The organism is Kurthia sp. 11kri321, assembly GCF_001534765.1.
Lineage (GTDB): Bacteria > Bacillota > Bacilli > Bacillales_A > Planococcaceae > Kurthia > Kurthia gibsonii.
Map to the genome: position 1 here is coordinate 683,981 of NZ_CP013217.1, position 26,020 is coordinate 710,000.

Below are 26,020 nucleotides of genomic sequence, written 5' to 3' on the forward strand. Positions count from 1 at the left end.
CGTCAATCACTCCTTTAATACCGCATCTGTATAAACAGATGGATGTAATAGTACCTCTGCGGCGTCTTGCATATACGGTGTAATCCATTCTGCACCTACGCCGTATGCTACCGTTAATAAAACAAGTAGCATGCTTGGAATCAAGAGTTGTTTATAATGCGTTCTCGATTCTTTTGGAACGAGTGTTTTTGCTTCACCCCAGAAGCCGTAAATAAAGATTCGAATAACGGATAGTAGCACGATTAAGCTAGATAGTAAAATCCAAAGACTAGACCATAGATTTCCAGCTGCAAGTCCGCCTTCTACAATCAACATTTTACCGATGAAGCCACTTAATGGTGGAATACCAGCAAGACCAAATGCAGCGATTAAATAGGTCCAAGCGAGCGTTGGATAGGTGCGCATAATACCACCCATCTTTTTCAAATTGGCTGTGCCAGTCACGACAATCATAATACCAACTAAGAAGAATAGTGCGGCTTTGATGAACATATCATGAACGATATAGAACATCGCACCCATCAAGCCATCTTCATTCATTTGTGCGACACCATATAAGATAACCCCAACTGCAATCACAATATTATAGATGATAATATTTTTAACATTGAATGTCGAAAGCGCTCCAATACATCCCGCTAAAATCGTTAAACAACTTAATACGAGTAAGAGTGTATGTGTAAAACCTGTATCATGTACGAAGAATAACGTATATGTACGCGTAATTGCGTATACACCAACTTTTGTTAAGAGGGCTCCAAATAGTGCAAGAACAGGAACCGGTGGTGCAGCATAAGCACTCGGTAACCAGAAGAATAATGGGAAGATGGCTGCTTTTAATCCGAAAACGATTAAGAATAGTACGCCAATTGTTGTAATAATTCCTGGTTGATTCAGTTCGGCAATTTTCACTGAAATATCCGCCATATTCAATGTACCAACTACAGAATATAAGAAGGCTACTGTAATAACAAATAGTGCTGAAGAAATAACATTTACGAGAATATACTTAATGGATTCACGTAGCTGACCTTTCTCCCCGCCTAATACACTCAGTAAATAAGAAGCCATAAGTAATACTTCAAAGAATACGAATAAGTTGAAAATATCACCTGTTAAAAATGCTCCGTTAACACCTGTTAGCATTAAAAGTACACCAGGATAGTAGAAGAATTTTTCACGTTCAATACCGATTGATTTGAAACTATACCAAACTGTAAATAGTGCAACGATAACACTTGTCGTAACAAGTAGCATCGCGACCATATCAGCAACCATCGTAATACCGAATGGTTCCGGCCAGTTACCAAATGTAACAACTTGGATGCCTTCTGTGTGAATCGTTTGAATTAAGTAAACTGCACAAGCTGTCGTTAAAATCAAACTAACAAGTGTTACGACACGTTGATAATATACTTTTTTCGGAGCGAACATTAAAAGAATGGCTGTGAAAAAAGGAAGAATGATTGGTGTTAATAAAAAGTTAGTCATCATCTGCTAAAATCCTCCTAATTTCATCTAAGTTATCTGTTCCAAGCTCTTGATATGCACGATATGCAAGTACTAAGAAGAAGGCTGTGACACCGAAGCTAATCACAATCGCTGTTAAGATTAAGGCTTGTGGTAGAGGATCCGCCATATTTGTAACACCATCTGCTAAAACAGGAGGTGCTTCACCGCCTAGACCACCCATTGTTAAGATGAGTAAATGCGCACCATGACTTAATAAGCCTGTACCGATAATAATACGTAAAATACTTTTAGAAAGAATTAAATAGACAGCAGCCATGAATAAAAATCCAATAGCAAAGGACATGACAACTTCCATTATTCATCCCCTCCAATCGATTGAATAATAATCATTGTGACACCGACAACGACCAGATAAACACCGAGGTCAAATAACATCGCTGTATGTAGTTCTGTGTCGCCGAATAATGGTAGTGTGAAATGATCAAAATAATGTTTAAAGAACGCATCGCCCAAAAAGGCAGACGTAGCAGCTGTACCTAATGACAGGAGTAAACCAATCGCTGTCATTGTTGTGTAGTTGATTGGTAATAACTGCTGTACCGTTTTTAAATCATATGTTAATAGAAGTAACACAAGTGCACTTGCTGTAAGAAGTCCACCAACAAATCCGCCTCCAGGAGAGAAGTGTCCTGCAAAGAAGATATGAATGGAGAAAAGGAAAATCATGAAAAATACAACTTGTGTGGTTGTTTTTAAAATGACGTTATTTAGTTTCATGTGTTTTCTTCTCCTTCTTTGGACGACGTAATTTAATCATGCCAAGAATCGCCATACCAGCGATTGCGAGTACAGTGATTTCGAATAATGTATCAAATCCACGATAGTCAACAAGAATTACATTGACGATATTACCGCCACCTGCTTTTGTATAAACCGTATCTTTATAATATTGGCTGATGGATGGAAGTAATTTTTGTGACTGTGCAGATAGTGCAACAAGTGTCACCATGACGCCAACACCAAGCGCAATTAAAAAGTTATTAATTTTAAATGGCATACGTTCTTCGTGACGTGACATTTTTGGAAGATGATAAAAAGCTAATAGGAATAGCGCAACTGATACAGTTTCGATTACTAATTGTGTTAGCGCTAAGTCAGGTGCATTGAAAATAATAAAGAATAATGCAACCGAGTAACCGACAGCGCCAAGTGCGATAATTGCAGTTAAGCGTGTGCGTGCAATCAGTACCGTTAATGTACCAATAATCATGACAATTAAGGTTGCAATTTCAAAAATACCAACCTCTGCTGTATTCGCTGTACTATAGTTAAATCCATTACTCATAAACAATGTCGAAATAACAGCGACAACCATGAAAGCGAACATATACATTAAGTAGTGGCGCATCGAACCTGTCATATAAAGATTCGATAATTTCTGACTATCTACGTCCGCAAAACGCATTAAACGGTTATAAAGACCATTCAACGACCATTTTTCTGATACGAAACGATAAATGGGTTGCCATTTTTTAAGTGTTATAAAGAGTAAGAACCCGATGACAACAATACCAATTGTCATTTGTAGTTCAGTTGTCCAACCATGCCAAGCTTGTACATGAATTGGAATATCATCAATTGTTTCATAAAGCTGTGGTTGCATGGCAAGAACAGCTGGTTTAATGAAGTATTTACCGATAACATTTGGAATGAAGAAGATTGCTACAACAAGTGAAGCTAAAATAATTGGCGAAATTAACATACCAATCGGTGCTTCATGTGGCTTCTTCGGTAATTTGCTTGTATTTCCTTTGCCCATAAATGTGTAATACAAGAAGTATAGACAGTAAACAAATGTAAAAATACTTGCAACAAATGCGACCCATGGAAGAATAGGACCCCATGTTGAAAAATTGAATAGTGAAAATTCTTTTAATGAAAGCATAGAAGTTAAAAATAATTCTTTACTTAAAAATCCATTGAATGGTGGTAAACCAGCCATTGCTAAACTACCGATTGCAGCAATTGTAAAACTAATTGGCATTAAGCTCATTAAGCCACCAAGTTTTCGAATATCACGTGTACCTGTTTCATGATCAACAATTCCGGCAACCATGAATAAACTACCTTTGAATGTGGCGTGATTCACAAGATGGAAAATAGCCGCATAGGCAGCAAATGCAAAAATTGTCTTTTGTGGAGATTCTACATGGAATGCAATCCCCGCTGCACCAAGCATCGCCATAATCATTCCTAGCTGACTGACAGTCGAGAATGCGAGAATTCCTTTTAAGTCGGTTTGCTTTACAGCGAAGAATGAACCCCAGAATAATGTAATCAAACCACTTAAAACAACGAGCCAAATCCAATATTCACTCACTGCAAATAATGGTGTTAGACGTGCAACTAAGTAAATCCCTGCTTTTACCATTGTGGCAGAGTGAAGGTATGCACTAACTGGTGTTGGTGCTTCCATCGCATCTGGTAACCAAATATAGAATGGGAACTGAGCAGATTTTGTAAATGCACCTAATAGAATGAGTACAATCATCCAAATGAAGTAGGGCGAATCAGCAATCACTGAACCATTTGCAATCAATTCACGAATGGAATAGCTACCACCTGCCTGTGCAAGAAGTAAAAATCCACCGAGCATCATCAGACCACCAAAAACAGTAATCATCATCGATTTAAGCGCACCAAAACGAGATCGATCGCGATTGTACCAATAACCGATCAGTAGGAAAGATGAAATCGATGTTAATTCCCAAAATAGATATAAACTAATTAAATGATCGGATTGAACCACGCCAAGCATGGCTGTCATGAACATTAGTAAATAGAAATAAAAATTATGCAGCTGTTCTTTTTTTCGATCCAAATAAAAAATCGAGTATAAAACAACTAATGAACCAATAATGGTAATTAATAAAGAGAACAGTAAACTAAGACCGTCTAAATAAGATGTTACGGATAAGTCGAGTGACTTTACCCAGTAGAAGGTAGATGTATAAGGACCTTCTGTAATGTTTGGAATAAAGCGCGCATAGTATATTGCGAGCGTAAGTGGAACCAATAAAACAAACCAACCCGTATGTATACGTGAGAACGTTTTATAAAGTAGTGGCACGAAGAGTGCAAATAAAACGGGTAGGAAAATGAGTAGAACTTGATTCACTATAATCCCCCTTTCAAATAATAATCAATGGATTAAACAACAGTATAGCTCATAAATGAGCGCTTTGCATGGTTCGGCAAATGGATTCCCGCTTGATTGTGAATCTATTTTTCCGATATTATAAATATGAAGAAACAGACAAAAAATTACGCGAAAATCGAGGTAAAATTTTTTTATGAAGAATCCATATATCTATGGCTATCTACCGTTAATTACCATCATTCTCTTTAGTTTAACATTCGGATTGTATTCCGTAACAGAAAGTTTAGTCCTATTTAAAAAAATTGGTGTATATGCGGGGGTACGGGAGTTTCTATCTGAAATTCAACTGCGTGTGTTCCTATTAATTGTTATTGCAGCAGTTTATTTCATGATTTTTTCAGCTCTTAAATTAATCGGCGAGACCATTCACGAGATGGGCATGCTATTCTTTTCGAAAGATATGGATGGTAAAAGTTTGATTGTGATTCGTGGTGGAAATGTAATTTTCTTCTTCGGTGCACTGGTTTCGGCAGTAGGTATTTCAAATATTTATATACTTGGAGGCATATTTATTACAACTGTCTTTATTTATTTTGTTTATATTATTTATAAAATCAGTGTACATGTATCATTCGGTGCATCCATTGGTGTTATGCTTTTTGAAATTGTTGTATGGGCGATTATTTTAACGCTCGTTGTGTATGCAGGATTAAAATTATACAATGGGATTATTTCGAGTTTGCCATTCAAATCGTAAAATACAAAACAGACTGGGACGAAACATTTCACTTCCCTTTTTAGCGTTCGCAACGAAAAACTGGAATCGCGCCACAGCGCGATTCCAGTTTTTCTTATGCTCATGTGGGATGTATTTTTTGCACTTATGTCCCAGCCTGTTTATATTTTATTGCACCATTACATTGAATAATTTATGGTGGATTTTTTCTTTTTCAAGATCTTTCATTTGAACAGGTTTGTCATATCCAAGCCATACAACACTTGTATAACGACCTGTCAAACCAGCCATCCAATAATCTCGGTAGTCATTTGTTGTACCTGTTTTGACTCCCAAATAACTACTGCTCGCTTGAACACCTACACCTGTACCAGAATCAGCTGTTGCTTTCATCATTTGACGAATAGATGTGACAGTTGATGGAGCCCAAACTTGTTCTTTTTTATCTGGCCATTCATATAAAAGTTTACCACTTCTTGTTTTAACAGCACGAATCGCATGTGTACGAGAATAGTTCCCATTGATAAAAGAAGTGTAGGCATCTGCTAATTGAACAGAGGACATACCATCGGTGAATCCACCAAGCGCAGCTGTATAATACAAGTCTTTTTTCGTTGCACGATCAAATGTGAAAGGTTGCATGTAATTGAACGCTTTTTTTATGCCGACACGATCGAAGATACGAAGAGCTACTGTATTATACGAATTTTTGAATGCATTTTCTAATGAAACAATACCAACCTTTTCGTTACCATAATTTTGTGGACAATAGTCGTTTACACAATATTGGGAAGCATCAATCGTTGAATCAGGTGTTACACGATAGTTTTCAAAATAAGGGCCGTAATCTAAAATCGGTTTAATTGCAGAACCTGGCTGACGTTTTGCTTGATAAGCACGATTAAAGTCATATTTCTCATAACCTTTTCCAGCGTATACTGCGACAATCTCGCGACGCTCGTTATCAATAACAGTTCCAGCTGCTTGCAATTTACCACGACCACTTAAGATTGTATTAGCACCTTTTGTTACTTGACGTTGTTTCTTTCGATCTAAACTCGTTTCGATAATCAAACCATTGTGTAAAACTTCATTTACACGTTCTGTTAATGCTTTATTAACTGCTGCAAAAGCAGCGCCTGTCTTCGCTTGTTCAAATTGTTTATGATAGCCATCTACCTCTGAAATTAAACTTCTGAGTTCATACATAACGTATGTACTATATTCAGGATATTTTTGTGTTTTCTTTTTGATTGAAATTGAAATGGTTTCCTTTTTGAACTTCGCTGCCTCTTCTTCTGTTAAGATTTCTTTCTCAACCATCTTATCTAGTAATCGTTCTTGACGCTTTTTTGTATTTTCAAAGTTTCGAAGAGGATCATATAGACTTGGGTTATTCGGAATCGCTGCAATAAAAGCCATTTCAGCTTTTGAAAGTTCTGGTAAGGGCTTGTTAAAATAATAGGTTGAAGCAGCACCCACACCATAAACACCATTTGCAAAATACATTTCATTCAAATAATCATTTAAAATCTCATCTTTAGATTCTTTTTTCTCTAACTCATAAGCATAAAATAATTCGAGCATTTTTCGTTCATACGTTTTTTCTTGCGATAGATAGCGCATACGAACGAGTTGTTGTGTGATAGTACTACCACCTTGTGAAGTCTCACCACTTGAACGATTTGCCATGACTGCACGCATGATTGCTGTTAAATCAAATCCAATATGGTCATAAAAACCTGCATCTTCCGATAAAACGAATAGTTGCTGTGCGAATGATGGAATATCGCCTAATTTTAATGGGTCACGCCATTCAGAGTATTCTTCTGAAAAGAGAACATTATCTTGGTCTTTTAATAGTGTAGGATTAATCGGTTGTTGATCCTTAATTTCAATGGCGGAGGAGAATTGCTTACTAAAATTTTTTGCTGAAATGAGTTCTATACCAATCTTATTAAATAAAAAGATGAGCAGAGGCAAGCTACAAATAATCAGCATAATGCCGAGTGCCTTTCTCACAGTCAATCCTCCTCATATGATTTCAATGTAAATTATACCGTCATAGCATAGCATAAAAAGTAAGTTTATGACTTACCTTTTATTATATCGTCCAAATCTTGTAAAGGTTTCTTGTCTACGACGTATAAAATAATCCATGCGATGAAAAATAGTGCTGCAGTCACATAGAAAACAGCAGAGATAGAAAAAATACCACTTACAAAGCCACCGATTAGTGGACCGATAATGTTACCGAAGAATCGGAAGCTCGTATTGTAACCCATTACTTCTCCTTGGACAGTAACAGGTGCCTCACGACGAATGAGTGCTGTTGTAATCGGAATTAAGCCACCAAGTACCGTTCCATAAACTAAACGTAAAAGAATTAATTGCCATAGAGCTGTAACCCAAGCTTGTGGAATCATGAAGATAACAGCGAGACCTAGTAAGATGAACAGTACTTTTTCATAACCAATATGATCACCTAAACGCCCCCAAAAACGTGCAAATAGAATATTCCCAAGACCAGCTGCACTGAATGTTAAACCAGCTAAGAAAGTCACTTGTGTGACATCATGCGTTAAATCAGCCACATATAAAGAAAGAAGTGGTTGAATGGAGAAATTCCCGATTTGAATAAGCGATGTAATCAGCATGACATTGAATAATAAGCGGTGTTTAAAAATACCACGGAGTACTTGTCTGCGTGAATAGATTTGACGTGCTTTTTTACTTACAGCTGCGCGTACTTCTTTTACACCGAAGAAGATGATGATACCAGCGAGTAAGACAGAAGCAGATGTGATGAAGAAAGTGTATTGGAAACCAAAAGCATCGGCTAATAGCCCACCTACAATAGGACCGAATAGGGAACCAGATACACTTCCCATTTGAAGTGTTCCAAGTGTCTTACCTGCTTCTTTTTTCTCCGTTTGTGTACTAATGAAAGCGAGTGAAGTGGGGATAAATCCTGTAACGACACCCATTGCTAAACGAAGGAAGAAGAATTGCCAAACATTCTCTACATACCCCATCAGAAGAATACTAATGGCTAGACCGATGGCGTTGATGATAAGAATCGGCTTATAGCCATACTTATCTGCGATTCGTCCCCAGATAGGTGACATGATAAAAGCAGATATAAAAGTAGCTCCGAAGATTAAGCCCGACCATTTTTGAACATAGCCTTCTGAAAAATGACCGAGTGTTTCGATGTATAAAGAGAGGAAGGGCATAATCATCGTCATCGTTCCAGCGACTAAGAGATTGGAAATCCAAATGATGATAAAATTGCGTTTTTGAAGACTCATAAAATCACGTTCTTTCTATATATTAATGAAAATGTAGTTAAACACTGAATTAAAATGGTTTTTATGATAGAATATGACGGTACAATTCAGAAGGTATTTTCGCGTGTATCGCTTAAAATTCCCTTTTGAGAAAATGCATAAACTTATCGTATAAAAGGAGAGACAATTATGTTTCCACAATTAAACCAAGAAGTACAAGAAAATGAAATCCTAGTTGAAATGGATACAACAATGGGTCCAATTCAAATCAAATTATTCCCAGAGTTAGCGCCAAAAACAGTAGAAAACTTTGTAACACATGCAAAAAATGGCTACTACGACGGTATTATTTTCCACCGCATTATTAAAGATTTCATGATTCAAGGTGGAGACCCAACTGGTACAGGTATGGGCGGCGAATCAATTTATGGTTCAACATTTGAAGATGAATTCAACCCTGAGTTAATGAACTTACGCGGCGCATTATCAATGGCGAATGCGGGTCCAGGAACAAACGGTTCACAATTCTTCATCGTACAAGCGAAAAATGTTCCTTCAAACATGTTAAAACAAATGCAAGATTATGATTACCCAGAAGAAGTAATCAAAGCTTATGCTGAAAACGGCGGTACACCATGGTTAGACGGTAAACATACAGTATTCGGTCACGTTGTAAGTGGCATGGATGTTGTAGATGGAATGGCTGACGTAGAAAAAGACGGTCGTGACAAACCAGTAGAAGATATCTCAATTAAGAGCATTAAAGTAATTGAAAAATAATGCATAATAAAACTCCGATATGCCGTAGCATATCGGAGTTTTTTTTGACCTACGAGATGCTTACGATAATGCTTGAATAAAGCGTTTTACAGCTTCTTTCAAAGTTTCGCGTGTACAAGCGATGTTCATTCGAAGGAAACCATCGAATGGTGCACCGTATTTTGTACCGGGATCAAGTGCGACCCCTGCATCTAATAGTTTTTGCATCATTTCTTTTTCAGTCATACCTGTTTGGCGCATATCTAACCATAATAGATACGTTGCATCAGGATGTTTTATGTTAATTTTTGGAAGTTCTTGTGTGATGGTATCAATGACATAGCGTACATTCTCATTTAGATAATCGATTAAAGCATGTAACCATGCTTCAGATTCTTCGGAGAAAGCAGCTTGTACAGCTGTTAAAGCAAATGTGTTAAGACCCATTTGACTATGACTTTCCATTGTTTTTCGAATTATTTGACGTTTCTTTGCATCGGTTACAATCATCATAGCAGCTTGAATACCAGCGATATTGAATGTTTTTGTTGGTGCAACACATGTGATGACATTATCAGCATGTGAAGAAGCTTTTGCGAATGGAATATGTTGTGTACCGTTTAGAATTAAATCACTATGAATTTCGTCAGAAAGTACAATGACACCATTTTCAGCACAAATTGTATCAATTCTTTTCAGAACATCTTCAGACCAAACCGTTCCAGATGGATTATGTGGATGACAGAAGATGAACAGTTTAACATCATCTTTTTTAGCTTGCTCTTCAAAAGATTCAAAATCGAATGTGTAGACACCATTTTCTTCATGCAGTGGTGCATAGGCTACTTGGCGATTTAGTTTTTTAGGTACATTAAAGAATGGAGGATAGATGGGTGCATTCACAAGCACAGTATCTCCTTCATTCGTAAAAGCTTCAACAATTGTTGAAATAGCAGGCACAACGCCTTGATGATAAAGTACAGATTCTGTTGGTACATGCCAGTCGTTTCGACGTGCTAGCCATGAAGTTACAGAAGAAGCACATGCCTCATCTTCAAATGTGTAGCCGAATAGCGGGAAATCCATACGTGCTTTTAAAGCGTTCGTAATCGTTTCAGGTGCAGCAAAGTCCATATCTGCTACCCACATTGGAATAATTTTTGAAGCATCTGGAATAGAATAAATCTTCTCCATTAAATCCCACTTAAGTGAGCTTGTATTTCTACGTGAATAAGTTTCGTCAAAATTAAACATTCATACCCCTTCTTTCTGTCAGCATTTGCTCTTTTGTGCACTTTTGTTCGTAATTATGTTATCATGTCCTTTATCAAAATAAAATATGTAGGTGAACAACATGGATGTAAAGGAAATGAATAGAAAAGTGATTCACATGGTTGAACAGTGGAATCCTTTAAACCTAGAACGTGAATCCTATCAGGTAGAAGCAGAACAAGTCTTAACTACGTTGCAACAAGTAGACGATCCATCTGATTTAGGTAAAAGCATTCAAGAAATCTACCAACATTCTTTCCAACAATGGATTCCGCTCGAAAAGTGTGTGGAAATTTCATATAAATTACTTGCCATTAAATTTGAAATGAAAAGTATTTTATAAAATTTCGTATTACGAATTAATAGTAGCATATTCAAAATGTGAAATACAGTATTGTGTAGTGCGAAATGAATACATAGAAAAAGGAGTTACACCATTTAATTGGTTGTACCTCCTTTTTTGTATCTATTCATCATGTAGACCATCCACCAAGTTTGCAACAGGAATTTCAAGTGCATTTGATAACATGAGTAATGTCGGTTCAGTCGGAATTTCTTCACCTGTTTCATAACGTAATAATTTTTCAGTACCAATCCTCGTTTTTAACGATAATTCTTCAAGTGAAAGTCCTCTTTCTGCTCGACTTACTCGTAATTGGGTTGCAATCTCTTGTTGCATCATATTCAACACATCCTTTTTAAAATAAAAGTATTAATAATAATAAATTCACGTTTTAAAAAGCTTTTAAACATTATATTTCATGAAAAAGTGACAGTTTGATTACAAGGTTTAACTAAATAAAAAGAATGGGTTGGGGAATACGTGTAAAATATCATCTCACATGAGCATAAAAAAACTAGAATCACGCCACAGCGTGGTTCCAGTTTTTCGTTGCGAATTCTAAAAATGGGATTGAAATGTTTTGTTCCATCCTATTCTGGTGAGTATTATCCTTTAATCCCTTGATATAACACAATAATGATGGCGATTGGTGCAACATAACGTACAAGAATACGCCAAATAGTAAATACCCATGGTTTCACAGGTAGTTCCTCTAATTGTTCTGCGCGTTTTAATTGATAACCAGCAAATAGTGCCATTAATAAAGCACCGATTGGCATACCAATTGAGTTTGTGAAGAAATCAGCAAAATCAAAGATTGAGCGACCTAGAATTTGTACATCCGCTAGCTTTCCGAATGATAAGGCACTTGGAATCCCAATGATAAAAATACCAATTCCACATAACCAAGCGTACTTTTTACGTTTTTCGAATTTACTTCCCATTGCTGTTGCAACTACAATTTCAAGCATTGCAATAGCCGAAGTGATTGTAGCGAATAGTAGTAAGATGAAGAAAATGATTAAAAAGATGGAACCGAGTGGAATGTGTTGGAATACAGCTGGAATAATAATAAATACAAGACCAGGACCTTGGTCTGGCGAGAAGCCGAGTGCAAAGACGGCAGGGAAAATAACAAGACCTGCAAGAATTGAAATCCCAATGTTCATCCAAGCGACATTCATAGCAGATGAACCAAGACGCACATCTTTTTTCAAATAAGAAGCATATGTGAGCATTGCTGCTACACCGACACTTAGTGAGAAGAATGCTTGACCAAGCGCAAGTAATAATGTTTTTCCTGTTAAATAGCTCCAATCAGGAACAAACATGAATTTAATTCCATCCATTGCACCGTCTAATGTCATCGAGCGAATTGCTAAAATGATGAAGAACACAAATAGTAAAGGCATCATCCATTTACTTGCTTTTTCAACACCATTTTGAATCCCGCTTGAGATGATTAAGATGACGATAAGTAAGAATGCCCCTTGTGCTAATACAACTTCCCATGCATTCAACGTTAAATTTCCGAATAATTCTGCGAAGAAATTTTCGTCATTGCTTGAGAGCTTGAAGCCAATTGCACGAACAAGATAGCTTAAAATCCATCCGCCTACCACACTGTAGAATGATAAGATAATGCCTGATAAGATAAAGCCAAGCCAACCCGTTAAAAACCACGGTGTACGAGGTGCTTGTTTTTTAAATGATGTCACAGCGTCACTTTGTCCGCGACGACCAATCATAAATTCTGCGACGAGTATAGGTAAACCGATTACTAAAGTACATAATATAAATAAAATAATAAATACACTACCACCGTTAGTACCAGCCATATATGGGAACTTCCAAATAGCCCCTAATCCAATCGCACTGCCCGCAGCAGCTAAGATAAAGCCAATTTTAGAAGCAAATTGATCCCTTTTTGACACGATGTATATCCTCCTTATAAATACGATTGTTTCATTTTACAACAATATTCTGAAAAAATACATGACTATAATTGTAAAAATAGAAAATTCATATCTTCTAAAGTGGTGTGAATTGGTAGATTCTTTGCCCGACATACAGTGCTGTGCTATACTGCTAAATGAATATATAACAGCATTTAAAATTGAATAGTTAGAAAGTGGGATGACGAGATGTCAAACAAATATAAAGTAGGAGACGTGGTGACAGGGAGAGTGACAGGGATTCAACCATACGGCGCTTTTGTTTCGTTAGATGGGCAAACGCAAGGATTGGTGCATATATCTGAAATCACGTATGGTTTTGTCAAAAACATTACAGATTTCATCTCTGTCGGTGATTTAGTAAAGGTGAAGATTTTAGAAGTAGAAGATGCGAATAAGAAAATTAGTTTATCCATTCGTGCGCTACAAGAAAAACCACCGAAAAAGAAAGAATTGCCACCGCGTAAGTCATTACAAGATCGAGTAAATGAACGAGACGCTGTCGGATTTAATTCTTTAAAAGAAAAGCTCGATCAGTGGATTAAAGAATCTGGAATTGAATAACATCTCTACAACCACTTTACTCTAAAATTTTATTCGAGTTAGAATAAAGTAGTATTGTTTTTAAACAAAATTAAAAAGAAGAGTTTGAGACATAAACATTTTGTTATGTCCCGGGCTCTTCTTTTTATATGTGACAATCTGTTATTTACCGATTAAAACAAATACATTTTCATCAGGAGCCTGCATAACCGCTACATGTCCCCCTAAGTGATTGGAGAAAGGAGTGCGTATCCATATAACTTTTTCATTGTCTTTTAACATTTCATAAGTTTCTTGCACATCCGATACGATAATTTCGGTTTCAGAAAATTGTAAATCAGGATTATCTTTTAAAACGAGTTCTGAATTGCCATCAGGGAAAGTCATTCCTACAAGTCTCCACTTGTTCTGTTCATCTTGAAAAGTATCCCATGATTTAGTTAATCCGAGCATTTCATAAAAGCGAATCGATTTTTCAATATCTTGTGTATAAATTGCAACGCATTCAATCTTTCTCCACATAAAATAAAGCACCCCTTCAAATGAGAATATATGTTCTCATTTGATTATAGGGTAAAATACTTCAAAAGAAAACTAAATCCTTATTTAATTATTTTTTAATTTACGCAATCGATATTGTAAGTTTTGACGACTCATTCCAAGGGCCTCAGCAGCTTTTGTAATGTTATGACCGTATTTATCAAGTACCTTATTTAAATAATAGGCCTCTGCTTCACGTAAATAATTGTCTAAAGGCATCAGTTCTTGTTCAGCTTGGATAACAAAATCCTCTGCATGAAGGGGCGTACTATCACGATATTCTTGTACCTTTAATTTAAAATGATGTGGTAGTAAGTCATACGTAATATACTCCTCATTCGAAATCATCGTACTCATCTCATCTAATAACACTTCAAGTTCTTTCAAATTCCCTGGCCAGTCATAGTGCTGGAAAAGTTGTTCTACTTCATTTGTGACTCCTTTAATTTGACTACCGAAAATACGACGATAGCGTGCTAAATAGTCTTGAATGAAAGGTCCCATATCGCTCAAACGCTCACGTAGAGGCGGTACAGTAATGGATACAGATGCAAAGAAATAGTATAAATCTTTTAATAGCACTTGTTCAGCAATTAAATCAATGGGATCGTTGCCAACGCTTGCGATGAAAAGATGTTCTGTTGAATACGTTTCAAGTACTTGAAGTAACCCTTTTTGTTGCTCAAGCGATAAAAATTCGATTCGTTCGCAAAAGATTGTACAACTGTTATGCTCTTCTAATTGCTTTGTTAATTTCTCAACCATATGTTCATCAGAACGATTGCAATACAATGTAATAAATTCATCAGGCACTGGAACAGTTGCATAATGAATTCCTTCAGCAATCAAGTCTTTTCCAGTACCCGATTCACCAATTAAAAGTACGGGTAACTTAGCAATAGCAGCTTTTTTTGCAATTTGAACGACGCGCTTCATTTCAGGTGAAACAGCTGTAATTACATCAAATGTAATGGGTTCCCCGTAACGCTGTAAAGGTTGATTTACTAATTTCTCAAGTGTTGTAATATCACGTGCAAATTCGATAGCCCCGACAATTTCATCATGTTGTTTAACCGGATATGTATCATTGATTGTTGTAATCTCTTGGCCATTATGATTCCAATACGTTTGTTTAATATTCAACACAGGCTCACCTGTTTGCAACACATAAAGTAATGTTGATTCATCTGCATTATTAAAACGAAAAATATCTAAGATGGAACGATCTGACATATCCTCTAAGTTCAATCCTTCAATTTTTTTCATCTGTTCATTATAAATAATCGTTTGACCCTGTGCATTAATTGCATGAATCCCTACTGTCGAGTGTTCGGTTAAAAATTCATAAAATACTGTTAAATCAAGGTTTTTCTCCATATTTTCGCTCACTCCGTAAAAAAATTTGTTAAAATTACAATTTTTCTCTTGAAAAACGCAACATTCTCTTGCATTATTATAAGTGTAAAGGATAAAGAAACGCAAATATTTTTTGCGCTTTCTTTTTAACACACAAAGGAGGACTAGAAATGATTCCATACAAAACAGAACCATTAACAGATTTTTCGAAAGAGGAAAATCGTCAAGCATATAGAGAGGCCATCCAAAAAGTTCAACAAGAACTTGGAAAAGATTATCCGTTAATTATTGGTGGCGAAAAAATCGTTACAGAAGATAAAATCACTTCTTATAACCCAGCGAAGAAAACTGAAGTTGTAGGTACAGTGTCGAAAGCAACTCAAGAATTAGCTGAAAAAGCAATGCAAGTTGCAGACGAAACATTCAAAACTTGGAGTAAAGTAGATCCTGCAGTTCGTGCAGACATTCTATTCAAAGTAGCTGAAATTACAAAACGTCGTCGCCATGAAATGTCAGCGATGATGACACTTGAAGCAGGTAAACCATGGGTAGAGGCAGATGCAGATACAGCAGAAGCAATCGACTTCTTCGAATACTATGCACGCCAAATGCTTGAACTAAAAGACGGTAAACCAGTTCTTTCACGTCCAGGCGAGTTCAATAAATTTGATTACCGTCCACTAGGGGTTGGCGTAGTCATCTCACCATGGAACTTCCCATTCGCAATTATGGCAGGTACAACAGTAGCGGCTGTCGTAACAGGTAATACAGTACTATTAAAACCAGCTTCAACAACACCAGTAATCGCTTATAAGTTCATGGAGATTCTTGAAGAAGCAGGTCTCCCAGCAGGCGTAGTGAACTACGTACCAGGTTCTGGCGCAGAAGTTGGCGACTACTTAGTAGATCACCCACGTACTCGTTTTGTATCATTCACAGGTTCACGTGATGTTGGTTTACGTATCAACCAACGTGCTTCTGTATTAAATGAAGGACAAATTTGGATTAAACGTGTCATCGCTGAAATGGGCGGTAAAGATACAATCTTAGTTGATAAAGAAGCGGATTTAGAATTAGCTGCACAAGCAATTGTAAAATCAGCATTCGGTTTCTCGGGTCAAAAATGTTCAGCATGTTCACGTGCAGTCATCGTAGAAGATGTTTACGATCAAGTGGTTGAACGTGTAACAGAATTAACAAAAGAATTAACAATCGGTGATCCAACAGATGGCGATAACTTCATGGCAACTGTAATCGATGCAGCAGCATACAAAAAAATCACTTCTTACTTCGATGTAGCGAAAGAAGAAGGTCGTATTGCAGTAGGCGGTACAGCAGATGATTCAGTTGGTTACTTTGTACATCCAACAGTTGTTGTAGACGTTGCACCAACAGCTCGTCTAATGCAAGAAGAAATCTTTGGACCAATCGTTGCGATTGCAAAAGCAAAAGACTTTGAAGAAGGTTTAGCGATTGCGAACAATACAGAATACGGTTTAACAGGTGCTGTTATTTCAACAAACCGCGAACACATCGAACGTGCACGCGAAGACTTCTTCGTAGGTAACTTATACATTAACCGTGGTTGCACAGGCGCAATCGTAGGTTACCAACCATTCGGTGGTTATAACATGTCAGGTACTTGCTCGAAAGCAGGCGGTCCAGACTTCTTAACATTACACATGCAATCAAAATCAGTTTCAGAAGCATTTTAATTTATGTGGATGAGGGGTTTTTACGCCCCTCATTTTTATCCACTGTTATAAAGCGTTTACATATAAACAACAAGGAGGAAAACAAGATGACAATTACACAAAATATTATTGAACAAACAAACTCAATCGGTGCAAAAAACTATTTACCACTTCCAATCGTTATTTCAGAAGCAGAGGGTGTATGGGTAACAGATCCAGAAGGTAACAAGTATATGGATATGCTTTCAGCTTACTCAGCGGTAAACCAAGGACACCGTCATCCGAAAATTATCCAAGCCTTAAAAGACCAAGCGGATCGTGTAACATTAACTTCACGTGCATTCCACTCAGATCAATTAGGTCCATGGTATGAAGCTGTTAGCGAATTAACAGGTAAAGAAATGGTTCTTCCAATGAATACAGGTGCAGAAGCTGTTGAAACAGCATTCAAAGCTGCGCGTCGTTGGGCATATGATGTAAAAGGCGTTCCAGATGGTCAGGCAGAAGTAATCGCATGTAACGGTAACTTCCACGGACGTACAATGTTAGCTGTATCATTAACATCAGATCCTGAATATCGTCGTGGATTCGGTCCATTATTATCAGGAATTAAATTAGTAGATTACGGTGATATCGAACAACTAAAAGAAGCAATTACACCAAATACTGCAGCATTCATGATTGAACCAATTCAAGGTGAAGCAGGAATCGTATTACCACCAGCTGGTTTCTTAAAAGCAGCGCGCGAACTTTGTCGTGAACATAACGTTCTATTTATTGCAGACGAAATTCAAGCAGGTCTTGCACGTACAGGTAAAATGTTTGCTTGTGAATGGGAAGATGTAAACCCAGACATGTATATTTTAGGTAAAGCACTTGGTGGTGGTGTATTCCCAATCTCATGTGTTGTAGCAGATAAAGATGTACTTGGTGTATTCAATCCAGGTTCACATGGTTCAACATTCGGTGGTAACCCACTTGCTTGTGCCGTATCAATTGCAGCTTTAAATGTATTAAAAGATGAAAAATTAGCTGAACGCTCTCAAGAGTTAGGCGAATACTTCATGGGTAAATTACGTGAAATTAAAAACCCTCATATTAAAGAAGTACGTGGTCGCGGTTTATTCATCGGTTTAGAACTAGATGTAGAAGCACGTCCATACTGTGAAGAATTAATGGAATTAGGTCTATTATGTAAAGAAACACACGATACAGTTATCCGTTTTGCTCCTCCTCTTGTCATTACAAAAGAAGAATTAGATTGGGCAATCGAAAGAATCCAAAAAGTGTTTTCAAAATAAACCCAAAATAAGAGAAAATGGAACTAAACTGTGTTACAATATGTGCGAATCAATATGATGGGATTTCCAAAAAAATACTTTCTCATATGATTGCAAATTATTAAATAGTAAAGAGGCGAAAAAATCAAATGGCAGAAAATCTAAACCTGTTCACATCTACGCAAGAAGTAATTAAAAAAGCTCTTCAAAAACTTGGCTATGATGAAGGCATGTACGAATTATTAAAAGAACCACTTCGTATGCTAGAAGTGCGTATTCCAGTCAAAATGGATAACGGACAAGTAAAAGTATTTACAGGATACCGTGCACAACATAATGATGCTGTAGGACCAACAAAAGGTGGCGTACGTTTCCACCCGAATGTTTCTGAAGAAGAAGTAAAAGCTTTATCAATGTGGATGACATTAAAAGCAGGTATTGTAGACCTACCATATGGTGGCGGTAAGGGTGGCGTAATCTGTGACCCACGTCAAATGTCAATGGGTGAACTAGAACGTCTAAGTCGTGGTTATGTACGAGCTACAAGTCAAATTGTAGGACCAACGAAAGATATTCCAGCACCAGACGTTTTCACAAATGCTCAAATCATGGCATGGATGATGGACGAATACAGCCGAATGGATGAATTCAACTCTCCAGGATTCATTACAGGTAAACCAATTGTATTAGGTGGTTCTTTAGGACGCGATAAAGCAACTGCACAAGGTGTCACAATCGTCATTGAAGAAGCAGCAAAACGTCGTAACATTGATATTAAAGATGCACGTATTGTCATCCAAGGTTTTGGTAATGCAGGTAGCTTCTTAGCTAAATTCATGAGTGATTTAGGTGCAAAAGTAGTTGGTATCTCAGATGCTTACGGTGCACTTTATGATCCAGAAGGTTTAGATATTGATTATTTATTAGATCGCCGCGACAGCTTTGGAACCGTAACAACTCTATTTGAAAATACAATTTCAAACAAAGAATTACTAGAATTAGAATGTGATATTCTAGTACCAGCAGCGATTGAAAACCAAATTACTGCAGAAAACGCACATCGTATTAAAGCAGGGATCGTAGTAGAAGCAGCAAATGGCCCAACAACTTCAGAAGCAACAAAAATTCTGAATGAACGTGGCATTTTACTTGTACCAGATGTACTTGCAAGTGCTGGTGGCGTAACAGTTTCTTACTTTGAATGGGTACAAAACAATCAAGGTTACTACTGGACAGAAGAAGAAGTAAACGAAAAGTTACTTAAAAAGATGGTAGAAGCATTTGATAATGTTTATACTGTAGCCACTTCACGTAATATTGATATGCGTTTAGCAGCTTATATGGTAGGCGTTCGTAAAACAGCAGAAGCATCTCGCTTCCGTGGCTGGGTATAATTGTTCCCAAAACAATCATATGAACATAAGAAAACCGGAATCGCGTTGTGTCGCGATTCCGGTTTTTCATTTTACTAAAAAGGGAAATGAACTATTTTGTTATTTTTGAACAAAATAGACTTTTTGAGAAGGGAGCTCTAGACAATTCAATTGTCCACCGAAAGTTGCACCACCATCGATGCCGATAATACGATTTTCACCAAAATAAATTTTATTATTCAAGCGATCTTGATGTAAATGCTTTGTAGGGGTATGGCCGAAAATAACTATTTTTTGTCCCTCATATTTTTGGTGGAATTCATCGCGAATCCAAAGCAAACTCTTTTTCGTATTTTGATTGAAAGGGATATGTGGATCAACACCTGCATGTACGAAAATATAATTGTCTTGTTCAATCGACGTATCAAGATGACGGATAAACTCTAAATGTTTGATAAGATCTTCGCATAAAAAATTGTGTAAAGAAAAGTCATGTAAATCGCCAGCTTTTTTTAAATCTTTTTCAGTAAATCCATAACTACGCATCGTTGCCAAACCACCCGCAGTATAAAGCCAAAAATCCCACTCGTATTTATTCTCTTTTTCAAATACATCGAGCATAATTTGCTCATGATTCCCCATCAACGCTTTTGCGCCATTCTCTTTTAACGTCATAATAAAATCGAGTACCTCTTTTGAAGCAGGACCACGGTCGATATAGTCACCTAATAAAATAAGTTGATCTTTAGCATCATCAGCATCATCATATTTTACTTGTTCTAGTAGTTCTTTAAAAAGATATAACTCACCATGAATATCACTAATTAATAATGTTCGACTCATATGAACCTCCTAGTCCTTCGTTTTCAGTTGGTCAGGTCTTTCGCCAATATGTCGCCAATTTGTTACGCCATCATCTTCATCAAAAAGAATCGTGACACGTGATACTTTCTTTTGTGCGAGTAAGATCTCCATTAAGTGATCCCGAATATCATCGACATATGCAAAAGATAAAGTAGGATCAACCTCTGCCATGAGTTCCACATGTAGGAATTCACCTTCTTTAATGACTTCTAGTCGTTTAATGTCACGAATGTTTGGATCATCTGATACAAGATAAGCGATATGATTCAACATTTCTTCATCTGTTTCTCCGATTGCACCACGTGCATTTTCTAAAAATACAGTACCTACAACATAGAACATCATTAAACCAATTAAGATAGAAGCAATACCTTCAGCAGCCTCAAATCCAGTTAAGTGAGAAATCACAACTGAGATAATCGCGATGACACCACCACCTGTAGCAACAGAGTCTTCCATAAAGACGAGTTTCGTTGCAGGTTTCGCATTTTTTAAATGTTTAAGCGCTTTTGGGATAGCTGTTAGAGGATTTGTTTTCTCTCCAGCATCTTGTGCAATCTCAGTTGCAGCTTTTATTAATACACTTCCTTCTAGTATAACCCCGACTGCTAAAACCGAGATTGTAATCCATAAACCTGTAGAAGTTGTTGGGTGAATAATATGATTAATTCCTTCTACAATTGTTTCATAAGCTAAAATACCAACAATTAATACGGCACCTAGACAGACGAGATTAACAACGCGACCAAATCCAGTTGGGAATTTTGGAGTAGGTGCTTTCTTTGAAAGGGCAGAACCAATAAATACAAAAAACTGATTGGCTGCGTCTCCGAGAGAGTGCATCATTTCAGCGAACATCGCAACGTTACCTGTAAAGAAAAAAGCAACTCCTTTTACAATGCCTAAAACTAAATTGACGATAGCAGCCAGTAAAGAAGGTTTATTACCTTGTTTTAATAAATGGAATATTTCTTTCATATGAAACCTCTTTCTTCTTATAGAATAGTTACCTCAATATGATTAATAAAAGGAAGTGATTTGAATTTTTTATAAACAGCAAAAGTATCTGTTTTTTCAACGAATGAGAGTTGAACACTAATTTCATGGTAAACAACATGATCTGGATATTCTAAGTCCTTAATTTTTAACTTCTCCATAATGAACTCATTGCTTTCCAGATAATCAATCACTTTTTCGATATCTTCCATACTCTCCAAACGAATCAATACTTGGACGTCTTGCAAGCGAAGACGTTCCGGGCCGAACTTTGTAAAGATGGGTGCAATGACTTCAACTCCAAGTAAGACTACAAGGACAGATAAAATCGCAGGTATATAAAATCCAGCACCTACTGCTATACCAATACCCGCTGCGCCCCAAATCATAGCAGCAGTTGTTAAGCCACTAATTGTATCATCAGTTCTTCTTAAAATAACACCAGCACCAAGGAAACCAATACCGCTAACTACTTGTGCAGCGAGACGTAGAGGATCCATTGTAATGTTAATACCAGGAACTGGCGTTGCTTGATGAACAGCTTGTACAGAGATAATTGTTAACAGACAACTAAATGTTGCGATTACAAGTGATGTCTTTAAACCGACAGGCTTCTTCTTTAATTCACGCTCTACCCCGATGATTAAACTTAATATTGCAGCGATTGCCATTTTTAATGTAGATTCTAAAACAAAAGCTGTATCTGCAAAAAACTCCATAAAATCAACTCTTTCAAATAAGTATTTATAAAGCATCGTACAACATAACTACCTATGATATGATAGGTGAGTGTTTTAGGTTATTGTACTATAAAATGGAAAAAGTTATATAGAGGAAGTGGGTGTTATACATCATGGAGAAACCAATAGTGCATCCATTAATAGTTATTTTTATCGGTGTCATCTCTGTATCTGCCTCAGCAATCTTTGTAAAGTTAGCAGATACAACAGCTGGTACGACAGCTTTTTATCGTATGTTTTTGTCCGTATTGATTATGTTACCGTTATTTTTGAACCGTCATGTACACGAATTAAAACAGCTTGTTAAAAGAGATTGGATTTTTTCTTCGATTGCAGGCGTATTGTTAGCATTTCATTTTATCTTATGGTTTGAGTCATTAAACTATACATCTGTTGCGAGTTCAACTGTATTAGTAACGTTACAGCCTTTATTCGCTGTCTTTGGTACATATTTTTTCTTTAAAGATCGAGTAGGTGCAAAAGGGATTTTAGCAATGGCCATTGCTATTGGAGGTAGTGTATTAATTAGTTGGGGAGATTTTAAAGTAGGGGGTACAGCCTTTTACGGTGATATATTAGCTTTAATTGCATGTGCATTTGTAACAGGTTATATGTTATTCGGACAAGATGTGAGAAGACGAGTAGGTTTGACAACATACACAATGATTGTTTACACAGTTAGTACAATTACATTAGCTCTTTATGTATGGATTAAAGGGGAAACTTTTATTGTTACAAGACCAATGGATTGGTTCTGGTTTGTGTTATTAGCCATCGTACCAAATTTATTGGGGCACAACTTATTTAACTGGGCTTTAAAATATGTATCTGCTAATACGATTTCAATTGCTATTTTGTTTGAACCAGTAGGCGCATCTATTTTAGCTTACTTTATATTTGCAGAGAAATTAATCGCTACACAGTACATAGGTGGAAGTATTGTAATTGTTGGTATTCTACTTTATATAGTAGATGGTAAAAAACTTTTGAAATTATTTCAGAAAAACTCTTGATTTTCTTAACGGCATATATTATATTTATATATGTCGTTAAGACAACGTTGAAAGCAACGAAATAATACTTCGAAAATTATGTTAAAAAAGTTATTGACAACTTAGAAGCATAAATGGTAGTATAAAGTAGTTATTAACAAAACAACGAAAAATAAAAATAAAAAATATGTTGACAACAACTTGAAGTTTTGTTAAGATATTAAAGTCGCTAACACGAGTTAGTGAATGAACCTTGAAAACTAAACAAGCAAGAAGATAATCACAAACAAGTCTTATCACGTTAAGTGAATAAGCAATTGTTATCAAAAGATAACGCTAGCAAAGCAAATGAGCTTTCAAACTACTTTTATGGAGAGTTTGATCCTGGCTCAGGACGAACGCTGGCGGCGTGCCTAATACATGCAAGTCGAGCGAATGACGAGAAGCTTGCTTCTCTGATTTAGCGGCGGACGGGTGAGTAACACGTGGGCAACCTGCCCTACAGATCGGGATAACTCAGGGAAACCTGGGCTAATACCGGATAATCCTTCGAATCACATGTTTTGAAGTTGAAAGGCGCTTCGGCGTCACTGTAGGATGGGCCCGCGGTGCATTAGCTAGTTGGTGGGGTAACGGCCTACCAAGGCAACGATGCATAGCCGACCTGAGAGGGTGATCGGCCACATTGGGACTGAGACACGGCCCAAACTCCTACGGGAGGCAGCAGTAGGGAATCTTCCACAATGGACGAAAGTCTGATGGAGCAACGCCGCGTGAGTGATGAAGGTTTTCGGATCGTAAAACTCTGTTGTAAGGGAAGAACAAGTACGTTAGGAAATGAACGTACCTTGACGGTACCTTATTAGAAAGCCACGGCTAACTACGTGCCAGCAGCCGCGGTAATACGTAGGTGGCAAGCGTTGTCCGGATTTATTGGGCGTAAAGCGCGCGCAGGTGGTTTCTTAAGTCTGATGTGAAAGCCCACGGCTCAACCGTGGAGGGTCATTGGAAACTGGGGAACTTGAGTGCAGAAGAGGATAGTGGAATTCCAAGTGTAGCGGTGAAATGCGTAGAGATTTGGAGGAACACCAGTGGCGAAGGCGACTGTCTGGTCTGTAACTGACACTGAGGCGCGAAAGCGTGGGGAGCAAACAGGATTAGATACCCTGGTAGTCCACGCCGTAAACGATGAGTGCTAAGTGTTAGGGGGTTTCCGCCCCTTAGTGCTGCAGCTAACGCATTAAGCACTCCGCCTGGGGAGTACGACCGCAAGGTTGAAACTCAAAGGAATTGACGGGGGCCCGCACAAGCGGTGGAGCATGTGGTTTAATTCGAAGCAACGCGAAGAACCTTACCAGGTCTTGACATCCCAATGACCGTCCTAGAGATAGGATTTTCCCTTCGGGGACATTGGTGACAGGTGGTGCATGGTTGTCGTCAGCTCGTGTCGTGAGATGTTGGGTTAAGTCCCGCAACGAGCGCAACCCTTATTCTTAGTTGCCATCATTTAGTTGGGCACTCTAAGGAGACTGCCGGTGACAAACCGGAGGAAGGTGGGGATGACGTCAAATCATCATGCCCCTTATGACCTGGGCTACACACGTGCTACAATGGACGATACAAAGAGTCGCAAACTCGCGAGGGTAAGCTAATCTCATAAAATCGTTCTCAGTTCGGATTGTAGGCTGCAACTCGCCTGCATGAAGCCGGAATCGCTAGTAATCGCGGATCAGCATGCCGCGGTGAATACGTTCCCGGGCCTTGTACACACCGCCCGTCACACCACGAGAGTTTGTAACACCCGAAGTCGGTGGGGTAACCGTAAGGAGCCAGCCGCCTAAGGTGGGATAGATGATTGGGGTGAAGTCGTAACAAGGTAGCCGTATCGGAAGGTGCGGCTGGATCACCTCCTTTCTAAGGAATATAACGGAAAAGACCTTTGGGTCTTCTACAGATTATCTTACTTGCTGTTTAGTTTTGAAGGCTCATACAAATGATCTTCAAACCTTGTTCTTTGAAAACTGGATAAAACGACATTGAAAGTAACACAAACACAAATTTCTTTTATAGATTTTGAATTATTAAGTTTTAATTTTTTAGGCTTAATAACTTATGTGAAAATTATTTCAAGATGCAAGTAAGACGCGAAAGCAAACGTAGTGAGAAGCGGAGTGTACATACGTACATGAGCATTCGAACAAGTGTAGCTGACAAAGTATTACGCAGCAGATTGGAATCAATTAGGTTAAGTTATTAAGGGCGCATGGCGGATGCCTTGGCACTAGAAGCCGATGAAGGACGGCACTAACACCGATATGCTTCGGGGAGCTGTAAGTAAGCTTTGATCCGGAGATTTCCGAATGGGGGAACCCACTGTTTTTAATCGAACAGTATCCTAACGTGAATTCATAGCGTTTTGATGGCAGACTCAGGGAACTGAAACATCTAAGTACCTGAAGGAAGAGAAAGAAAATTCGATTCCCTTAGTAGCGGCGAGCGAAACGGGAAGAGCCCAAACCAAGAAGCTTGCTTCTTGGGGTTGTAGGACACTCTACACGGAGTTACAAAGGAATGAGTTAAATGAAGCGGCTTGGAAAGGCCTACCATAGAGGGTAACAGTCCCGTAGTTGAAAGTTCATTCCCTCCAGAGTGGA

The 26,020-nt window shown here is 37.7% G+C and carries 22 protein-coding genes and 2 rRNA genes (1 of these 24 only partly in view); 10 read left to right on the plus strand and 14 right to left on the minus strand.

Features of this window, described 5'->3' with window-relative positions:
* Positions 1-6: 6 nt before the first annotated feature.
* From ASO14_RS03565 to ASO14_RS03580, 4 genes are read right to left on the minus strand one after another with little or no spacing between them, the layout of a single operon-like run.
* Positions 7-1,491 (minus strand): Na+/H+ antiporter subunit D, encoded by a 1,485-nt coding sequence (locus ASO14_RS03565; RefSeq protein ID WP_068457253.1) that lies wholly within the window; start codon positions 1,489-1,491, stop codon positions 7-9.
* A complete protein-coding gene (locus tag ASO14_RS03570) occupies positions 1,484-1,828 on the minus strand; it encodes a Na(+)/H(+) antiporter subunit C (RefSeq protein WP_068451539.1) in 345 nt (114 codons plus the stop codon). Before ASO14_RS03570 ends, ASO14_RS03565 begins: the two co-directional genes overlap by 8 nt.
* On the minus strand, positions 1,828-2,250 hold the full coding sequence (locus ASO14_RS03575) for a Na(+)/H(+) antiporter subunit B (protein WP_068451542.1): 423 nt from the start codon (positions 2,248-2,250) through the stop codon (positions 1,828-1,830). The genes ASO14_RS03570 and ASO14_RS03575 overlap by 1 nt, the downstream gene beginning before the upstream one ends.
* Complete coding sequence (locus ASO14_RS03580; protein ID WP_068451545.1) at positions 2,237-4,651, minus strand: Na+/H+ antiporter subunit A; 2,415 nt, start codon at positions 4,649-4,651, stop codon at positions 2,237-2,239. The genes ASO14_RS03575 and ASO14_RS03580 overlap by 14 nt, the downstream gene beginning before the upstream one ends.
* Before the next feature lie 175 nt (positions 4,652-4,826).
* Here ASO14_RS03580 and ASO14_RS03585 point away from each other — a divergent pair, with 175 nt between their 5' ends.
* Positions 4,827-5,390, plus strand: a complete 564-nt coding sequence (locus ASO14_RS03585) for a DUF5366 family protein (RefSeq protein ID WP_068451548.1) — start codon at positions 4,827-4,829, stop codon at positions 5,388-5,390.
* Positions 5,391-5,537: 147 nt separating this feature from the next.
* Here ASO14_RS03585 and ASO14_RS03590 read toward each other — a convergent pair whose 3' ends face one another.
* The gene (locus tag ASO14_RS03590; protein ID WP_068451551.1) at positions 5,538-7,391 is read right to left on the minus strand and encodes a transglycosylase domain-containing protein; all 1,854 of its coding nucleotides are present in this window, start codon (positions 7,389-7,391) and stop codon (positions 5,538-5,540) included.
* A 65-nt stretch (positions 7,392-7,456) separates the two neighbouring features.
* Entirely contained in the window at positions 7,457-8,680 is a 1,224-nt protein-coding gene (locus ASO14_RS03595) for an MFS transporter (RefSeq protein WP_068451555.1), read from the minus strand.
* Between the two features lie 168 nt (positions 8,681-8,848).
* Between ASO14_RS03595 and ASO14_RS03600 the strand changes: the two genes are divergently transcribed.
* Complete coding sequence (locus tag ASO14_RS03600) at positions 8,849-9,439, plus strand: peptidylprolyl isomerase (RefSeq protein ID WP_068451557.1); 591 nt, start codon at positions 8,849-8,851, stop codon at positions 9,437-9,439.
* A 60-nt stretch (positions 9,440-9,499) separates the two neighbouring features.
* Here the strand turns inward: ASO14_RS03600 and ASO14_RS03605 are convergent, their stop codons facing one another.
* On the minus strand, positions 9,500-10,672 hold the full coding sequence (locus ASO14_RS03605) for a MalY/PatB family protein (protein ID WP_068451560.1): 1,173 nt from the start codon (positions 10,670-10,672) through the stop codon (positions 9,500-9,502).
* Between the two features lie 115 nt (positions 10,673-10,787).
* On the opposite strand from ASO14_RS03605, the gene ASO14_RS03610 reads away from it, so the two are divergent.
* Complete coding sequence (locus ASO14_RS03610; protein WP_231726979.1) at positions 10,788-11,033, plus strand: DUF1871 family protein; 246 nt, start codon at positions 10,788-10,790, stop codon at positions 11,031-11,033.
* Positions 11,034-11,156: 123 nt separating this feature from the next.
* Here the strand turns inward: ASO14_RS03610 and ASO14_RS03615 are convergent, their stop codons facing one another.
* Positions 11,157-11,372: a helix-turn-helix domain-containing protein gene (locus ASO14_RS03615; RefSeq protein WP_307723182.1), complete on the minus strand. Its 216-nt coding sequence runs from the start codon at positions 11,370-11,372 to the stop codon at positions 11,157-11,159.
* Positions 11,373-11,638: 266 nt separating this feature from the next.
* Positions 11,639-12,967 carry a sodium-dependent transporter gene (locus ASO14_RS03620; RefSeq protein WP_068451565.1) on the minus strand — a complete coding sequence of 443 codons (1,329 nt, stop codon included), beginning with the start codon at positions 12,965-12,967 and terminating at the stop codon, positions 11,639-11,641.
* 210 nt (positions 12,968-13,177) lie between these two features.
* Between ASO14_RS03620 and yugI the strand changes: the two genes are divergently transcribed.
* Positions 13,178-13,552, plus strand: a complete 375-nt coding sequence (gene yugI / locus ASO14_RS03625) for a S1 domain-containing post-transcriptional regulator GSP13 (RefSeq protein WP_068451568.1) — start codon at positions 13,178-13,180, stop codon at positions 13,550-13,552.
* Positions 13,553-13,693: 141 nt separating this feature from the next.
* Here yugI and ASO14_RS03630 read toward each other — a convergent pair whose 3' ends face one another.
* Positions 13,694-14,053, minus strand: coding sequence for a VOC family protein (locus tag ASO14_RS03630; protein WP_068451571.1), 360 nt, complete (start codon positions 14,051-14,053; stop codon positions 13,694-13,696).
* 84 nt (positions 14,054-14,137) lie between these two features.
* Positions 14,138-15,448: an AAA-type ATPase lid domain-containing protein gene (locus tag ASO14_RS03635; protein ID WP_068451575.1), complete on the minus strand. Its 1,311-nt coding sequence runs from the start codon at positions 15,446-15,448 to the stop codon at positions 14,138-14,140.
* Between the two features lie 149 nt (positions 15,449-15,597).
* Between ASO14_RS03635 and pruA the strand changes: the two genes are divergently transcribed.
* The 3 genes from pruA to ASO14_RS03650 all read left to right on the plus strand — a co-directional run bounded on the left by pruA (position 15,598) and on the right by ASO14_RS03650 (position 19,795).
* On the plus strand, positions 15,598-17,142 hold the full coding sequence (gene pruA, locus ASO14_RS03640) for an L-glutamate gamma-semialdehyde dehydrogenase (RefSeq protein ID WP_068451578.1): 1,545 nt from the start codon (positions 15,598-15,600) through the stop codon (positions 17,140-17,142).
* A gap of 86 nt (positions 17,143-17,228) precedes the next feature.
* The gene (locus tag ASO14_RS03645; protein ID WP_068451581.1) at positions 17,229-18,422 is read left to right on the plus strand and encodes an ornithine--oxo-acid transaminase; all 1,194 of its coding nucleotides are present in this window, start codon (positions 17,229-17,231) and stop codon (positions 18,420-18,422) included.
* 128 nt (positions 18,423-18,550) lie between these two features.
* Positions 18,551-19,795: a Glu/Leu/Phe/Val family dehydrogenase gene (locus ASO14_RS03650; protein WP_068451584.1), complete on the plus strand. Its 1,245-nt coding sequence runs from the start codon at positions 18,551-18,553 to the stop codon at positions 19,793-19,795.
* A 99-nt stretch (positions 19,796-19,894) separates the two neighbouring features.
* Here ASO14_RS03650 and ASO14_RS03655 read toward each other — a convergent pair whose 3' ends face one another.
* Genes ASO14_RS03655 through ASO14_RS03665 form a run of 3 tightly spaced genes read right to left on the minus strand, consistent with a single transcriptional unit; the run spans position 19,895 to position 22,353 of the window.
* Positions 19,895-20,617 (minus strand): metallophosphoesterase, encoded by a 723-nt coding sequence (locus ASO14_RS03655; protein WP_068451587.1) that lies wholly within the window; start codon positions 20,615-20,617, stop codon positions 19,895-19,897.
* A gap of 9 nt (positions 20,618-20,626) precedes the next feature.
* Positions 20,627-21,616 (minus strand): cation diffusion facilitator family transporter, encoded by a 990-nt coding sequence (locus tag ASO14_RS03660; protein ID WP_068451590.1) that lies wholly within the window; start codon positions 21,614-21,616, stop codon positions 20,627-20,629.
* 17 nt (positions 21,617-21,633) lie between these two features.
* The gene (locus ASO14_RS03665) at positions 21,634-22,353 is read right to left on the minus strand and encodes an MgtC/SapB family protein (RefSeq protein ID WP_068451592.1); all 720 of its coding nucleotides are present in this window, start codon (positions 22,351-22,353) and stop codon (positions 21,634-21,636) included.
* Between the two features lie 134 nt (positions 22,354-22,487).
* Between ASO14_RS03665 and ASO14_RS03670 the strand changes: the two genes are divergently transcribed.
* The 3 genes from ASO14_RS03670 to ASO14_RS03680 form a co-directional block, all read left to right on the plus strand.
* Positions 22,488-23,387, plus strand: a complete 900-nt coding sequence (locus ASO14_RS03670; RefSeq protein ID WP_068451595.1) for a DMT family transporter — start codon at positions 22,488-22,490, stop codon at positions 23,385-23,387.
* Positions 23,388-23,732: 345 nt separating this feature from the next.
* Positions 23,733-25,280 (plus strand): 16S ribosomal RNA (locus tag ASO14_RS03675).
* Positions 25,281-25,609: 329 nt separating this feature from the next.
* Positions 25,610-26,020: ribosomal RNA gene (locus ASO14_RS03680) — 23S ribosomal RNA — on the plus strand (it continues 2,519 nt past the right edge of the window).
* The 16S and 23S rRNA genes sit together here, the layout of an rRNA operon.

Coding starts and splice junctions, on each gene's coding strand:
- ASO14_RS03565 (WP_068457253.1), bottom strand. CDS start 1,491: ATGACTAACTTTTTATTAACACCAATCATTCTTCCTTTTTTCACAGCC.
- ASO14_RS03570 (WP_068451539.1), bottom strand. CDS start 1,828: ATGGAAGTTGTCATGTCCTTTGCTATTGGATTTTTATTCATGGCTGCT.
- ASO14_RS03575 (WP_068451542.1), bottom strand. CDS start 2,250: ATGAAACTAAATAACGTCATTTTAAAAACAACCACACAAGTTGTATTT.
- ASO14_RS03585 (WP_068451548.1), top strand. CDS start 4,827: ATGAAGAATCCATATATCTATGGCTATCTACCGTTAATTACCATCATT.
- ASO14_RS03595 (WP_068451555.1), bottom strand. CDS start 8,680: ATGAGTCTTCAAAAACGCAATTTTATCATCATTTGGATTTCCAATCTC.
- ASO14_RS03600 (WP_068451557.1), top strand. CDS start 8,849: ATGTTTCCACAATTAAACCAAGAAGTACAAGAAAATGAAATCCTAGTT.
- ASO14_RS03605 (WP_068451560.1), bottom strand. CDS start 10,672: ATGTTTAATTTTGACGAAACTTATTCACGTAGAAATACAAGCTCACTT.
- ASO14_RS03610 (WP_231726979.1), top strand. CDS start 10,788: ATGAATAGAAAAGTGATTCACATGGTTGAACAGTGGAATCCTTTAAAC.
- ASO14_RS03615 (WP_307723182.1), bottom strand. CDS start 11,372: ATGATGCAACAAGAGATTGCAACCCAATTACGAGTAAGTCGAGCAGAA.
- yugI (WP_068451568.1), top strand. CDS start 13,178: ATGTCAAACAAATATAAAGTAGGAGACGTGGTGACAGGGAGAGTGACA.
- ASO14_RS03630 (WP_068451571.1), bottom strand. CDS start 14,053: ATGTGGAGAAAGATTGAATGCGTTGCAATTTATACACAAGATATTGAA.
- ASO14_RS03635 (WP_068451575.1), bottom strand. CDS start 15,448: ATGGAGAAAAACCTTGATTTAACAGTATTTTATGAATTTTTAACCGAA.
- pruA (WP_068451578.1), top strand. CDS start 15,598: ATGATTCCATACAAAACAGAACCATTAACAGATTTTTCGAAAGAGGAA.
- ASO14_RS03645 (WP_068451581.1), top strand. CDS start 17,229: ATGACAATTACACAAAATATTATTGAACAAACAAACTCAATCGGTGCA.
- ASO14_RS03650 (WP_068451584.1), top strand. CDS start 18,551: ATGGCAGAAAATCTAAACCTGTTCACATCTACGCAAGAAGTAATTAAA.
- ASO14_RS03655 (WP_068451587.1), bottom strand. CDS start 20,617: ATGAGTCGAACATTATTAATTAGTGATATTCATGGTGAGTTATATCTT.
- ASO14_RS03660 (WP_068451590.1), bottom strand. CDS start 21,616: ATGAAAGAAATATTCCATTTATTAAAACAAGGTAATAAACCTTCTTTA.
- ASO14_RS03665 (WP_068451592.1), bottom strand. CDS start 22,353: ATGGAGTTTTTTGCAGATACAGCTTTTGTTTTAGAATCTACATTAAAA.
- ASO14_RS03670 (WP_068451595.1), top strand. CDS start 22,488: ATGGAGAAACCAATAGTGCATCCATTAATAGTTATTTTTATCGGTGTC.